This window comes from Okeania sp. KiyG1 (genome assembly GCF_014132355.1).
Lineage (GTDB): Bacteria > Cyanobacteriota > Cyanobacteriia > Cyanobacteriales > Microcoleaceae > Okeania.
The window spans coordinates 1-15,481 of record NZ_BLZO01000196.1 but is presented as its reverse complement, the minus strand read 5'-3'; the positions used below and the strand labels follow the sequence as shown (position 1 = coordinate 15,481).

The following is a 15,481-nucleotide window of genomic DNA, read 5'->3' as shown; positions in this document are numbered from 1 at the left end:
TCTATTACTCATTAATTTTCTCAAAAATAGACACGAAATATGCTATAATTTTAGAGGTAAACAGCATAATTTTGCAAATACACCGAACTTAATTGGGCGAAATCCCATTTTTTCGGTTTTTTGTTAATTATTATATATTTAACAGAGTTTTTCATTATATGACTACTTCTGAGTCACGAATTGTACCAACCGATCTCCGTAATGAAATGTCCCGATCGTACCTAGAATACGCTATGAGCGTGATTGTAGGTAGGGCATTACCAGATACTAGGGATGGTCTCAAACCCGTGCATCGTCGCATACTCTATGCCATGAACGAATTAGGGTTAACAGCAGACCGCCCTTTCCGTAAGTGCGCTCGTGTGGTAGGAGAAGTGTTGGGTAAGTATCATCCCCACGGCGATACAGCGGTGTACGATGCTTTGGTGCGAATGGCTCAGGATTTTTCAATGCGATCGCCGCTCATTCACGGTCACGGTAATTTTGGTTCTGTAGATAATGACCCACCTGCGGCTATGCGTTACACGGAGTGTCGTCTACAAGCACTCACTTCTGATGCCATGTTGCGGGATATTGATGCAGAAACAGTAGATTTTGTTGATAACTTTGATGGTTCTCAACAAGAACCGTTGGCACTCCCCTCCCGCATTCCTCAACTATTCCTCAACGGTTCGTCTGGTATTGCAGTGGGAATGGCAACTAATATTCCTCCCCACAATTTGGGGGAGCTTATTGATGGTTTGTTAGCGCTGATCGAAAACCCAGAAATAACTGATACTGAGTTAATGCACTACATTCCCGGTCCTGACTTCCCTACAGGGGCTCAAATTCTTGGAAAGTCTGGTATCCGCGATGCTTATACACTGGGTCGTGGTTCTATAACTATGCGGGGTGTCGCCACCATAGAAACCCTCGAACAACGCGGTCGTCCTGACAAAGAAGCTATTATTGTCACAGAGTTACCTTACCAAACTAATAAAGCAGCTTTAATTGAAAAAATTGCCGAACTGGTTAATGATAAAAAAATTGATGGCATTTCTGATATTAGGGATGAAAGCGATCGTGACGGAATGCGGGTAGTTATCGAACTCAAACGAGATGCTTATCCTAGAGTTGTACTCAATAACCTCTATAAACAAACCACCCTACAAGCCAATTTTGGAGCTAATATTTTAGCATTAGTAAATTCAGAACCCCAGTTACTAACGCTGAAAAAATATCTGGAAGTATTCCTAGATTTTCGGATAGAAACTATTACGAGAAGGACTCAATACGAGCTCCGAAAAGCTGAAGAAAGAGACCATTTATTACAAGGTTTGTTAATTGCTTTAGATAACTTAGATGCAATTATTCAATTAATTCGTCAGGCTGCAGATACTCCTGCTGCTAAACAAGAACTAATTGAAAATCATGGTTTATCTGAAGTACAATCAGACGCAATTTTACAAATGCAGTTAAGAAGATTAACAGCATTAGAAGCACAAAAAATTGAACAAGAACATGAAGAATTACTGTTAAAAATTGCTGATTTACAAGACATATTAGCTAAACGAGAACGAATTCTAGAAATTATTGAAACTGAAGCTTTAGAAATCAAAGAACGCTATGCTACTCCGAGAAGAACTATCATTGAACTAGCAGAAGGTGAGCTAGATGATACAGATTTAATTGCCAATGAAAAAGCAATTATTCTATTAACAGAACAAGGGTATATTAAACGGATGCCAGTTAATACTTTTGAGGCTCAAAGTCGAGCAACTCGTGGTAAGTCTGGTACGAAAATGAAAGAAGATGATGGAGTTGAACATTTTCTCAGTTGTTGTGACCATGATAGTATTTTATTCTTTACTCAAAGAGGTGTTGTTTATTGTCTAAGTGCTTATCAAATTCCTATTGGTTCTCGTATAGCAAGGGGCGTACCAGTGGTACAAATGTTACCTATTCCACGAGATGAAAAAGTAACTTCTATAGTGGCAGTTTCAGAGTTCACTGATGATGAATTTTTAGTGATGTTGACCAAAGGTGGATATATTAAAAAAACACCTTTATCCGCATTTTCTAATATCCGTTCTAATGGATTAATTGCTATTTCTCTTGCTGAAGGCGACCAATTGAGATGGGTAAGAAGAGCGAAGGTTGATGATAGTGTGATTATTGCTTCTAGTTCTGGGATGGCAATTCACTTTAGAACGGATAATAAACAATTGCGTTCTTTGGGTCGTAATACTAGAGGGGTAAAATCTATGAAACTGATTGAAGATGATGAGTTAATTAGTATGGATATTTTACCCAGTTCAATTGTAGATAAAATTGCTGATGTTGATGAGGAAGAATTAGAACTAGAAGAAGCGGAATTAGAACTAGAAAATGGAGAAATAGAAGAGGAAGAAACTGAAGAAACATCAGCTAATAATACTGGTCCGTGGGCATTAGTTATTACTACTGGTGGTTATGGAAAGCGGGTGCCAGTTTCTCAATTTACTTTACAAAACCGAGGTGGTAAAGGTCGTATTGCTACTAAGTTTAAGAAGAAGAAAAAGAAACAAGATAAATTAGCTTCTTTACGAATAGTTAATGAAACTGAAGAGTTAATAATGATTACTACTCGTGGAATTATTATTCGTCAAGCAATTGATGCTATTTCGATTCAATCTCGTAGTGCTACAGGAGTAAGGGTACAAAAATTAGATGATGCAGATAGCATTGCAGAAGTGGCTTTAGTTCCGGCAACAGAAACTGAAGAAATAGAGGAAAGTGAAGATATAGATGTAGAAGATATGGAAGATATAGATGCAGAAGAAACTGAAGATATAGATGTAGAAGATATGGAGGATATAGACGCAGAAGATATGGAAGATATGGAGGAAGATTGACTACTCCCCGGACTCAAGTCACGGGGATTCTAAGTTGATACTACGCAACAGGATAAATCCATGTTGCTTCGTTTCTTCTTGGCTGACCAAAGATACACTCTCTGGGGGCAAGTCAAAGTGCCCCTACACAGTCTGCTTAAGTCTAAACTTAGCTTTCTGCTTACTTTTGTAATTATATTTGCAGCCCCGTTACAGTCTGCATTAACACACCAATTACTACCTGTTCTATACAAACCACGCTTAATTCTTTTTCCTGATGGTTTCCAATCATCGGGTTTTTCACCATAAATAGGCAGATCGTCGCCATCTAAAAACGAAGCAATACTTGTATAACTTTCTTCGGTTTCTATAAATATAATCCCATACTCATCACACAATTGAGCTATTCTTTCTTTGAGTCTAGCTGTAGGAATTGGTACAAACTCAGAATTCTTTTTATGGCCTAATTCTATTTCATTTTTCTGACCTTTATTCCAACCAAAAACAATTGTACCAATAGAATTTTTTAAACAATGATTAATGACTATTCTGGCTGCTTTATTTATACCGTCACGAATTTGACGGTTACGCTTTTCTGTAATAGCAGCTAGTTTATTTGACCAAAATCCAGTCGGTTTATTTTCTTTAATAATTGATACTTGTTTGTTGTACCAACGATTCATTGATTTGAGATGTTTACCATCTATAATTAAGCTTGTACCCACATTAGATACACAGGTCAACCAATTATTTACACCATGGTCAATTCCTAATACATTTTCTTGATTTAATTGAGGTTTAACTACGATTTCTTTTTCATAGACACGCTTCCCAATAAAAACATTTGTTTCTCGGTAGGATTCTCAGTTCTTTGAGAGTAGAAAATTCTAGATTACTAGGCATTGGAATTAAAAAGCTATCTACTCCAAACCAGCGTTTACAGGTATTACCTAGTGGTACTCTGATTTGATTACCTTTGAGTTTTAATGCTTGCTTGGGGTAACTAACTGTAGCCATCCCCCCTTTTTTTCTGTAGTTAGGAATCCTTGGTCTGCCTGAGATTTTTCCTGAACTATAGGCAATAATAAGACCATAATAAGAGCGAAATGATTCGGCTACAGTTCTCAATATTTGTTGTGCTGCTTGAGAATATAAAACTTTGTAATGATAGCTGTGTTTATAGACTTTTTCCAAGTCAAACTTGCCCAGAGTTTTGTGAGACTTAAAAAATAATTGCCGACCATAATATATTCCCATGTTAGTTAGCTTGTGAGACTCTTCGCATAGGAATGTTAAGATAGCAATTAATTCGGGATTTTTACCTACTAAAACTTGCTGACAAGAGTACATTTGAAACGAGAGTTGGATGGCTTACCCCTGAGTAATTATAGAACAAGACCACTTTAGTTGTCTAGTCTAAACGACTCGGTTGTTTTCATCCCCGGTTAAAACACGAGGGCCTTTAACCTTGCTTTTCGGTCAAATAAAATACATCGGATTAAAATCCGACTCCTCGCCTTTCATCCATCGCTTAAAAGACGATGGCTTTCATGCTCCCGTGTTATTTAGGAACAGGCCGGAGGCCGGAGGCCCATTCCACAAAACACAAAACACAAAATATAAAACACAAAATCTTCCTTCTTCCCTCTTCCCTCTTCCTTCTTCCTTTTATAACCTTAAAAAATGAAATTATTCATAACATTTAAATGAAATTATTCATAACATTTATTAGTGGCATTTTCATGGGAATGACCACAGCACCAGTAAACGCATGGTTTCTTGCATGGATAGCTCTAGTTCCTCTCTGGGTGTTAGTAATTCAACAAGAAAAATACTTTGACAAATTTTTATTAGGTTTAGTTTGGGGAATAGGTTATCACGGTGTAGCTTTATTTTGGATAACGGGAGTTCATCCCATGACTTGGTTAGGAGTTCCTTGGTTAGCTAGTGTAGCGATCGCTCTATTTTGTTGGATTTTTATTACCCTTTGGGGAGCAATTTTAGTTGCTATTTGGGCTTATTTATTTGGGGTTTTAATTCCTACATCTTTCTCAGGGAAAATATTATCATTCGTCAGAGTTTTATTAGGCATAACTTTATGGTGTTGTTTAGAGAAAATCTGGAGTTTAGGAAGTCTTTGGTGGACTTCTTTATCTTTGACTCAGAGTAACTATAATTTAGTAATTTTACATCTTAGTCAATTATCAGGACCAATTACAGTTACAGCAGCTATTGTCACAGTAAACGCTTTATTTGGGGAAGGCTTCATCAAAGCAAAATTGCAGGAAAAAAAAGTTGATTTTCGTTTCTTCCTTTCTCCTTCTTCCTTCTTCCCTTTTCCCTCTTCCTTCTTCCTTCTTCCTTCTTTCTTCTTCCTTCCAATTGCAACTTTTATATTTTTCCACATAGTAGGATTTAGTCTATATAATATCCCTTTAAATCCCGATTCAGAAACAGCATTAAAAGTGGGAATTATTCAAGGAAATATTCCTAATGAAATCAAGTTAAATTCTACAGGTTGGTATCGTGCTGTGGAAGGTTATACAAAAGGATATAAAAAATTAGCAGACCAAAATGTTGATGCTGTATTAACTCCAGAAACAGCTTTACCTTTTTTGTGGAAAAATCAAAATAATCGTAGATTCCTTTCTTTTTATCAAGCAATTTTAGATAAAAAAGTAGTAGCTTGGGTAGGTGGCTATGGCAAACAAGATAATAATCTGACTAACAGTTTATTTACTATAGATAATACAGGAGAAATTTTTAGTCGTTACGACAAGATTAAATTAGTACCTTTAGGAGAATTTATTCCTTTCAATGAAATCTTAGGAAAACTAATAGATAGACTCTCACCTTTAGACGCTCATTTAGTACCTGGAAAAACAGACCAAATATTTGATACACCTTTTGGCAAAGCAATAGTTGGAATTTGTTATGACTCAGCTTTTTCCGAAGTATTTCAAAGACAAACCGCAGCAGGGGGAGAATTTATTTTAACAGCAGCTAATAATGCTCATTATAGTCCCACAATGCCAGCTCAACATCATGCTCAAGACGTAATGCGGGCGATCGAAACTGATAGATGGGCGGTACGAGCAACTAATACAGGTTATTCTGGAATAGTAGACCCTCATGGTAGAACAATTTGGCAGTCTGGAATTAATACTTATGAAACTTATTCAACTACAATTTATCGGCGAAATACCCAAACTTTATATGTCAAATGGGGCGATTGGTTAACACCATTATTACTTGTAGGAGCAGGATTAACAAAAATAACTTTATGGTTAAAATAAAATAATCTACTTCATACTAAAAACAGTTCATTAATTGATAATGGATAATTGATAATTGATAATTACCTCGGGTTTTAACCGTTACGGAATTGAATATAAGGAAATATTATTTCTTCTCTTGGTCGATGGTTGGACAGCGAGGAGACCCGCCCTTATCAGAGCTGCTCCGCTTCATAAGTTGCGGAGCAAAACGCCATCCCATCCTACGGAATGCTCCGCAAACGACCGCTTTTTCTCCCTTAAAAGGCTATGCTTTATAAACATCTTTCTTAACACAAAACGCGGACATTAGTGAGAAGTTATGTATAAGTCCTTTGAGAGGCTTTTTCCTCAGAAAAGTGTATGAAATTAGACGTTTTTTTGAATATTATTACGGACCACACTCCCCACACCTCCCCATCCTCCCCACCCTCCCATCAAGGTTTCAGGAGTTCCTTATCAGGGATAGCTTAAAAGGGGGAGGCTTTAAACCAGAATTATTTAATTATTAAGTAAGCATTCAGCTATTAGCAACAAGACTCTTTCTTATGGGACAGTGTTTAAATTAACAACTGACTTTAAGGACAAGGGAGGCAATTTTTGTAGTAAGACAATTAAATATTGCTTTGATCCTAAACTAAAAGCAATAGCTGAATGCTTACATTATTAATTATTAATTATTAATTATTAATTATTCGGTAAGCATTTCCTGCGGACTGCTGCGCAAACAGCTATTAGCGGTCAGTTCGAGCGCAATAAAAATGAATGAAGCAAGTATTCATTTAACTTATACTAAATTTTAATGCTCATTCTTGGAAATTTATCAATTGCTTTTTTATTCCTGATTCTGCCAAAAATATAAGAAATAATCAAAAAAATGAACAAAAAATTGTTTGTATTTATCTTGGTTATAGTCAGTTTACTTATAGTAACCTGTACCAATCAATCTCTTAAATTAGACTCTCAAAAAACATCTTTACCAGAAACAACACCATTAACAATCTGGTGGACAAGAGGTTTCTATCCTGAAGAAGATGAAGCCATTAAACAAATAGTTGCTCAGTGGGAGAAAAAAAGTGGTTATCCTGTTGAACTTCTTTTCTTCAACGATAATGAAAGTTTAAAAATAACTCTTCTTGAGGCTGTAACGGCAGAAAAACCTCCAGATATTGTTTATAATTATGAACTAGAATTTGGTATAAGTCCTCGCCTGGCATGGGAAGATAAATTAGCAGATGTTTCTGATGTGATTGAACCTGTTAAATCTCTTTACACTGAAACAGCTCTTGCATCTGTTTATCTAAACAATAATGTAGCTAAAAAACGTAGTTATTATGCAGTGCCAATCCAGCAACAAACTTTACATATTCATTATTGGCAAAATTTGCTCAAAGAAATTAATTTACAAAAGTCAGATATACCTAATGAATGGGATAAGTTTTGGCAATTTTGGCAAAATGCTCAAAAGACAATTCGTCAAAAAGATAAATCAGAAATTTATGGCATTGGTTTAACTATGTCTGCTGCTTCTGCAGATAACTTTTATGAATTTGAACAAATGTTAGAAGTTTATGATGTTAATTTATTAGATAAAAATGGAAAACTGCAAGTAGATAAACCCGAAGTCCGCCAAGGAATAATTACAGTATTAAATTGGATTACTAATCTTTATAAAGATGGATATATACCCCCAGATTCAGTTCAATGGGCAGCAATAGATAATAACGTTAGTTTTCTGAATCGTAATTTGTTAATGGTGGCTAATCCTACTTTATCAATTCCTACTTCACAAAGACAAGATCCAGAAGTTTACCAAAACCAAATTCAAACAATTGAATTTCCTGATGAACCGGATGGAGAACCAGCAAAATACCTAGTATCTGTTAAACAAATACTTACTTTTCAATCATCCTCTAATTTAGAGCAAGCTAAGAATTTTTTATCCTGTTTTATTCGCCCAGAAAACATAGGTAAATATTTGCAACTTTCAGGAGGAAGATATTTCCCAGTAATGCCACAATTATTATCAGATAAATTCTGGCAAGACAATAGCGACCCCCATATTTCTGTGGCAGTTAAACAATATCAAGAAGGTGCTACTCGACCATTTAATTATGTAGTTAATCCTGCTTACTCTCAAATATTATCAGAAAATGTTTGGGGCAAGGCAATTGAACGGGTAATTGTTGATGGATTATCAATAGAAGATGCTACTGATGAAGCAATTGCTAAAATACAAGAAATATTTGCTCAATGGTAAACCAATTATTAACTAAAAATTCCCAAGTTAAAATTTGAACTGAAGTATCTGAGAAAAAACATGATTATGAGACGTCAATTATTCAGATTAATTGGGTTATTTATACTCGGTTTAATATTACTTACTTGTAGCTTTAATCAAACTCAAAATTCTCTGCAAAAAGTTCAGTCATATCCAATTTTAACAATTTGGTGGAATCGGGGATACTATCCAGAACAAGATGAAGCTCTAAAAAAAGTAGTTGCTGAGTGGCAAGAAAAAACTAACAAAAAGGTTGAACTTTTATTTTTCAGTGAAGATGATATTTTACAAGTAATTATTGATGCTTTAGCAGTAAATAAACCTCCCGATATTCTCTTCTCTGAAAGAGCAGAATATACTTTGATTCCGCAATGGGCGTGGCAGGGAAAATTAGTAGATGTTTCAGATGTAATTAAACCTGTCAAAAATTTCTATAGTGATACTGCTCTGAAGTCTGCTTATTTGTACAACAATATTGAATCTAAATTTTCTAATTATGCCGTACCAATAATGCAGCAAGGCATACATATTCACTACTGGAATGATCTAATACTTAAGGCTGGTTTGGCAGAGAAAATACCAGAAAAATGGGATGAATTTTGGCAGTTTTGGCAAAATGCACAAAAAGCTTTACTTCAAAACAATGACAATAAGATTTATGGTTTGGGTTTACCTATGTCTATTTATAGTACAGATACTAACGTTGTATTTGAACAAATTTTGGCAGCTAATAATCTGCAAATTGTCGATCGACAGGGGAAATTACAAATAGATAAACCAGCAATAAGACAGAAAATTATTGAAATTTTAGATTGGTACACCAGCTTTTAGAAAAATGGATATGTGCCACCTAATGCAGTTAATTGGCTCAATTCAGATAATAATTCTGATTTCCTCAACCGCAATATATTAATGACAATTAATGCAACTATGTCAATTCCTAGTTCCCAGCAAGAAGATAAAGAAATTTACTTTAATCAAATGAGAACTATTGAGTTTCCCAATAATCCTAATGGAGCAAAACCTACATATTTAGTATCTATCAAACAACCAGTAATTTTTACATCCTCCGCTAATTCCAAATTGGGAAAAGAATTTTTATCATATTTAATAAAACCAGATAATTTAGGAGCTTATATTAAAGGTGCAAAAGGTCGCTATTTTCCAATTATGCCTCAACTATGGCAAGACCCATTTTGGAGCAATACAAAAGACCCTCATATTTCTGTAGCATCTAAACAATTTACCGAATATAAAACTCGTTTATTTGAGAATTCTATTAACTCCAGTTATTCTCAAATAAATTTAGACAAGATTTGGGCTGAAGCGATGAAACAAATTTTAATTGAAGGTTTATCGTCAACTGAAGTAACCGATATAGCTATTGAGCGAATTACAGAAATATTTTCTCAGTGGTAATACCGTTTCACGGAATTCAAAAGTCATGCATTATGATTTTATAGACTCATAATTTTTACCTGTTCAGTAGGGTTCAACAATGAATAATGAATAATGAATAATGAATAATTACCTCTCCTTGAAAGAAGAGGATTGACAAAGAGATGAAAATTTTTCTTCTCTTGGTCGATTGGATATGGCGAGGAGACCTCGCCATCCCATCCTAACGGACTGCTCCGCAAACGACCGCTTATTATCCCCTTAAAAGGGGAGGCTTTAAACCACAATTTTTCGGTAATTCGCGAATTATACCATTTTGAAAAAGAATGTTACGAATAATAAGCATGATAAAAAGACAAATGCAGGAGGTATCCTTTTGACAAAAAATAGAATTTATTAGCTCAAAACTGCTATTGAAACTATTCATTCTGACTCCTGACTCCTGACTCCTGACTCCCAAGAAATAGCCTAACTATTTGTAGCAAAAATTTATAAAATTGGTATTACACAAGTTTCAGGAAATTATTTCACATATATAGTTTGAAACCATTTGTGACATTTTTTAAGTGAATTGGTATAATAAAAAGAATAATTTTTAAACCAGATGATAATTATTAGACATAAATTTTTAGCAATAATTTTGTTATTTATACTTAGTTTTATCTTAGTAACTTGTAGTGCAAGTCAGCCTCAAAATTCTGTCCAAAAATCTCAGTCAGATCGAGTTTTAACAATTTGGTGGAATCGAGGATTTTACCCAGAGCAAGATGAAGCTCTACAAAAAGTTATTGCTAATTGGCAAGAAAAAACTAACAACAAAGTTGAAATTTCATTTTTTAGTAATGACATTTTAGCAGCAGGTACTAATGCTCTAGCAGCAGGTGAACCACCAGATATATTTTTTTCTTCTATAGGAGAATATACTTTGATTCCTCAATGGGCTTGGGAGGGTAAATTAGTAGATGTTTCAGATGTAATTGAACCTGTCAAAAATTTATACACCGATACTGTGTTGAAGTCTGTTTATCTGTACAACAATGTCGAAAGTAAATATTCTAATTACGCAGTACCAATAATGGAGCAAGGTCTCCACATTCACTACTGGTATGATTTAATTCGCGAGGCAAATTTGGGAGCAGAAATACCGAAAAATTGGGATGAATTTTGGCAGTATTGGCAAAATGCACAAAAAAATTTACGTCAACAAGGCAAAACTAATATTTATGGTTTAGGTTTGCCTATGTCTATTGATGGTACAGATACTTCTATTGTGTTTGAACAAATTTTGGAGGCTAACAATTTACAAATACTAGATAAACAGGGTCAACTACAAATAGATAAACCAGGAGTTAGACAAAAAATTATAGAGATTTTAGACTGGTACACTAGCTTTTATAAAAATGGTTATGTCCCACCTAATGCGGTTAATTGGCGTAATTCAGATAATAATACTAATTTCCTCAATCGTAATAGTTTAATGACAATTAATCCAAGTATGTCGATTCCTAGTTCCCAACAAGAAGATAAAGAAATTTACTTGAATCAAATGAGAACTATTGAGTTTCCCAATAATCCTAATGGAGCAAAACCTACATATTTAGTATCTATCAAACAACCTGTAATTTTTACATCTTCTGCTCACCCCAAATTGGCAAAAGAATTTTTATTATATTTATTACAACCAGAAAATTTAGGATCTTATATTAAAGGTGCCAGAGGTCGCTATTTTCCAATTATGCCTCAACTTTGGGAAGACCCATTTTGGAGGGATACAAAAGACCCTCATATTTCTGAAGCATCTCAACAGTTGAGTGCAAGTAAAACTCGTTTATTTAAGAATTCGATTAATCCTGCTTATTCTCAAGTAAATTCAGAAAATATTTGGGGTAAGGCAATGCGACAAATTTTAATTGAAGGTTTATCATCAACTGAAGTAACCGATATAGCTATTGAGCGAATTACAGAAATATTTTCTCAGTGGTAATATCGTTTCACGGAATTCAAAAGTCATGCATTATGATTTTATAGACTCATAATTTTTACCAAAAAATTAGGTTCAAAGCCTCCCCTTTTAAGGGAATAAAAAATATTCAGTTCAATATTTCAAGCCTCCGACTAAAGCCGGAGGTACTGATAACTGATAACTGATAACTGATAACTGAAATGACCCGTTCAGTAGGGGGAATTCTCGAATCACACGAGTTTCAGGAAATTATTTCACATATATTATAGTTTGAAACTATTTGTGACATTTTTAAGTGAATTGGTATAATAAAAAAGAATAATTTTTAAACTCGATGATAATTATGAGATATAAATTTTTAGCAATAATTTTGTTATTTATACTTAGTTTTATCTTAGTAACTTGTAGTGCAAATCAGCCTCAAAATTCTGTCCAAGAATCTCAGTCAGATCGAGTTTTAACAATTTGGTGGAATCGAGGATTTTACCCAGAGCAAGATGAAGCTCTACAAAAAGTTATTGCTAATTGGCAGGAAAAAACTAACAACAAAGTTGAAATTTCGTTTTTTAGTACAGATGACATTTTAGAAGCAGGTACTGATGCTCTAGCAGCAGGTAAACCACCGGATATATTTTTTTCTCAGATAGGAGAATTTACTTTGATTCCTCAATGGGCGTGGGAGGGTAAATTAGTAGATGTTTCAGATGTAATTGAACCTGTCAAAAAATTCTACAGCGATAGTGTTTTGAAGTCTGTTTATTTATACAACAATGTTGAGTCTAAATCTTCTAATTATTCAGTGCCAATAATGCAGCAAGGTCTCCATCTTCACTACTGGTATGATTTAATTCGTGAGGCAAATTTGGGAGCAGAAATACCAAAAAATTGGGATGAATTTTGGCAGTATTGGCAAAATGCACAAAAAAATTTACGTCAACAAGGCAAAACTAATATTTATGGTTTAGGTTTACCCATGTCTATTGATGGTACAGATACTTCTATTGTATTTGAACAAATTTTGGAGGCTAACAATTTACAAATACTAGATAAACAGGGTCAACTACAAATAGATAAACCAGGAGTTAGACAAAAAATTATAGAGATTTTAGACTGGTACACTAGCTTTTATAAAAATGAGTATGTTCCACCTAATGCGGTTAATTGGCGCAATTCTGATAATAATACTAATTTCCTCAATCGTAACGCTTTAATGACAATTAACCCAACTATGTCAATTCCTGCTTCCCAGCAAGAAGATGAAGAAATTTACTTGAATCAAATGAGAACTATTGAGTTTCCCAATAATCCTAATGGAACAAAACCTATATCTTTAGTATCTATCAAACAACCAGTAATTTTTACATCTTCTGCTCATCCCAAATTGGCAAAAGAATTTTTATCATATTTAGTACAACCAGAAAATTTAGGACTTTATATTAAAGGTGCCAGAGGTCGCTATTTTCCAATTATGCCTCAACTTTGGGAAGACCCATTTTGGAGCGATACAAAAGACCCTCATATTTCTGAAGCATCTCAACAGTTCAGTGCAAGTAAAACTCGTTTATTTAAGAATTCGATTAATCCTGCTTATTCTCAAGTAAATTCAGAAAATATTTGGGGTAAGGCAATGCGACAAATTGTAATAGAAGGTTTATCGCCAACTGAAGCAACAGATATAGCTATTAAACAAATTACAGAAATATTTTCTCAGTGGCAAACTCGGCAATAAAGATAATATGGCAAAGTCAAAAATGAGGATATTAAGTCATGTATTTCTGGAAAAAAAGCCTCCTAATTCAGATTGTGGGCTCTTTTTTAATATTGTCGTTGATAACAATATCAATTGTTGGGTATACAACATTTAGTCAAGCACGAACATCTTTAAAAGAATCCCTTTTCGAGCGTCTTAGTTTTGCTGCCAAACTTAAAGAAAATGAACTTAATCGTTGGATATTAGATCGACGTAAAAAAATCTTAGCGATCGCCGAATTACCAGAAATTAATAACCAAGCAAAAATTCTACTAACAAGCAAAAAATCTACTCCAGAATATGAATCATCTCAAGCTTATCTAAAAACTTCTTTAACATCTTTTGCTACTAATCTTAGTAGCTTACAAGAAATTTTTATTTTAACCAGAAGTAGCAGAATTTTAGTTTCCAGTAATTCTAATCAAGTAGGCAAATATCAACCTTTAGTTCAATATAGCGAAGTAACAAAATCTACCACAGATTATTTGATTTCCAACTTTTACCGCTCTGCTGAAACAGGTAAACCTATGATTACCTTTGCTATCCCTATTCTCAGTGAAAATGGTAAGCTGTTAGGAATGTTTGCTACCCATCTTAACTTGGACAGAATTGATAGTATTATTCGCGAGCAAGCAGGTTTAGGAAAAACAGCCGAAACTTATTTAGTAGGAAATATTGGTAGTAGTTTGTCGAGGAGAAATGTATTTGTTTCAGCCAAAAAATTTGGTTCAGAAGAATTTCCTGATGGTATTAATAGTAAAGGTATTAATAATGCTATTAATGGCAAAAATGGCCAAGGGTTGTATATAAATTATAGAGGAGTACCAGTTATTGGTGTTTATCGGTGGCTCGAATATCAAGACTTAGCATTATTAGCAGAAATAGAACAAACAGAAGCATTTGCACCTGCTCGTCATCTTGCTAGTTCAACTTTGGTAATTGGTTTGACATTAGCTTTAGTCATGGCAATAGCTATGTTGTTATTGGGTAGTCAAATTGTACGACCAATTTTAGCGATCGCTCAGACAGCTAAATTAGTAAGTGCAGGGGATCTAACCCAAAAAGTGCCAGTAATAACTGAAAATGAAATTGGTTTCCTTGCTCAAACTTTTAATCAAATGATTCAACAGTTAAAAATTCATATCAGCAACTATCTGATTACAGTCACGTTTTAGAAACAAAAGTTGAGGAAAGAACCCAAGAGTTAACAAAAAAAAATGCCGATATTGAACAAACTCTTCAAAAATTAAAAGAAACTCAAGCCCAATTAATTCAGAATGAAAAAATGGTGAGTTTAGGTCAGTTAGTTGCCGGAGTTGCCCATGAAATAAATAACCCTGTAAGCTTTATCTACGGCAATATTGAACCTGCTAGAAATTACGCTGAACAATTATTAGATTTACTCAACCTTTATCATCAATATTATCCAGAACCAGGAGATGAAATTACAGAAAAACAAGAGAAGATAGACTTAGAATTTATCCAAGAAGACTTTCCTGATTTGCTTAGTTCCATGGAAGAAGGTTCTAAAGAATTAAAGAAATAGTTTTATCCCTCCGAAAATTTTCCCGTCACGATGAATCTCCGCAAAAACAAGTTGATATTCACCAAGGTATTGATAGTACTTTACTAATTTTGCAAAGTCGCCTCAAACCCAAGGCCGGATTTCCCAGAATTAATATTATTAAAGAATATGCTGATTTGCCATTAGTCAGATGTTTGGCAAGTCAAGTAAATCAAGTTTTTCTGAATATTATAGCTAATGGTATTGATGCTTTAGAAATGTCTTGGGAAGAATCAAATTCTCAATCTTGTAATATTCAACCCTATATTAAAATTCAGACAAAAGTTATCAATAAAAATTGGATAGCTATTCATATTACTGATAATGGAATGGGAATACCAGAAGAAGTGAAAAACCGAATATTTGACCCGTTTTATACAACAAAACCTGTAGGTAAA

The 15,481-nt window shown here is 34.3% G+C and carries 12 protein-coding genes; 10 read left to right on the top strand and 2 right to left on the bottom strand.

Features of this window, described 5'->3' with window-relative positions; translation table 11 throughout:
* Positions 1-158 precede the first annotated feature (158 nt).
* On the top strand, positions 159-2,873 hold the full coding sequence (gene gyrA, locus SAGCYANO_RS43015; RefSeq protein WP_202225604.1) for a DNA topoisomerase (ATP-hydrolyzing) subunit A: 2,715 nt from the start codon (positions 159-161) through the stop codon (positions 2,871-2,873).
* 29 nt (positions 2,874-2,902) lie between these two features.
* On the opposite strand, the gene SAGCYANO_RS47105 is transcribed toward gyrA, so the two are convergent.
* On the bottom strand, positions 2,903-3,619 hold the full coding sequence (locus tag SAGCYANO_RS47105) for a transposase (protein WP_237397269.1): 717 nt from the start codon (positions 3,617-3,619) through the stop codon (positions 2,903-2,905).
* A gap of 49 nt (positions 3,620-3,668) precedes the next feature.
* The gene (locus SAGCYANO_RS47100) at positions 3,669-4,202 is read right to left on the bottom strand and encodes a hypothetical protein (RefSeq protein ID WP_237397264.1); all 534 of its coding nucleotides are present in this window, start codon (positions 4,200-4,202) and stop codon (positions 3,669-3,671) included.
* A gap of 356 nt (positions 4,203-4,558) precedes the next feature.
* On the opposite strand from SAGCYANO_RS47100, the gene lnt reads away from it, so the two are divergent.
* The 9 genes from lnt to SAGCYANO_RS47085 form a co-directional block, all read left to right on the top strand.
* Positions 4,559-6,148 (top strand): apolipoprotein N-acyltransferase, encoded by a 1,590-nt coding sequence (gene lnt / locus SAGCYANO_RS43005; protein WP_237397263.1) that lies wholly within the window; start codon positions 4,559-4,561, stop codon positions 6,146-6,148.
* A gap of 856 nt (positions 6,149-7,004) precedes the next feature.
* Positions 7,005-8,387, top strand: a complete 1,383-nt coding sequence (locus SAGCYANO_RS43000; RefSeq protein ID WP_202225603.1) for an ABC transporter substrate-binding protein — start codon at positions 7,005-7,007, stop codon at positions 8,385-8,387.
* A 66-nt stretch (positions 8,388-8,453) separates the two neighbouring features.
* Positions 8,454-9,239 (top strand): ABC transporter substrate-binding protein, encoded by a 786-nt coding sequence (locus SAGCYANO_RS51215; protein ID WP_375340109.1) that lies wholly within the window; start codon positions 8,454-8,456, stop codon positions 9,237-9,239.
* A gap of 12 nt (positions 9,240-9,251) precedes the next feature.
* Positions 9,252-9,827, top strand: coding sequence for a hypothetical protein (locus SAGCYANO_RS51210; protein WP_375340108.1), 576 nt, complete (start codon positions 9,252-9,254; stop codon positions 9,825-9,827).
* A gap of 583 nt (positions 9,828-10,410) precedes the next feature.
* Complete coding sequence (locus SAGCYANO_RS42990) at positions 10,411-11,790, top strand: ABC transporter substrate-binding protein (protein ID WP_202225602.1); 1,380 nt, start codon at positions 10,411-10,413, stop codon at positions 11,788-11,790.
* A gap of 322 nt (positions 11,791-12,112) precedes the next feature.
* The gene (locus tag SAGCYANO_RS42985) at positions 12,113-13,498 is read left to right on the top strand and encodes an ABC transporter substrate-binding protein (protein ID WP_202225601.1); all 1,386 of its coding nucleotides are present in this window, start codon (positions 12,113-12,115) and stop codon (positions 13,496-13,498) included.
* A 98-nt stretch (positions 13,499-13,596) separates the two neighbouring features.
* A complete protein-coding gene (locus SAGCYANO_RS47095; RefSeq protein ID WP_237397262.1) occupies positions 13,597-14,694 on the top strand; it encodes a cache domain-containing protein in 1,098 nt (365 codons plus the stop codon).
* 110 nt (positions 14,695-14,804) lie between these two features.
* On the top strand, positions 14,805-15,065 hold the full coding sequence (locus SAGCYANO_RS47090; RefSeq protein ID WP_237397261.1) for a histidine kinase dimerization/phospho-acceptor domain-containing protein: 261 nt from the start codon (positions 14,805-14,807) through the stop codon (positions 15,063-15,065).
* A gap of 89 nt (positions 15,066-15,154) precedes the next feature.
* A partial coding sequence (locus SAGCYANO_RS47085; protein WP_237397260.1) for a sensor histidine kinase occupies positions 15,155-15,481 on the top strand: 327 nt, incomplete at its 3' end.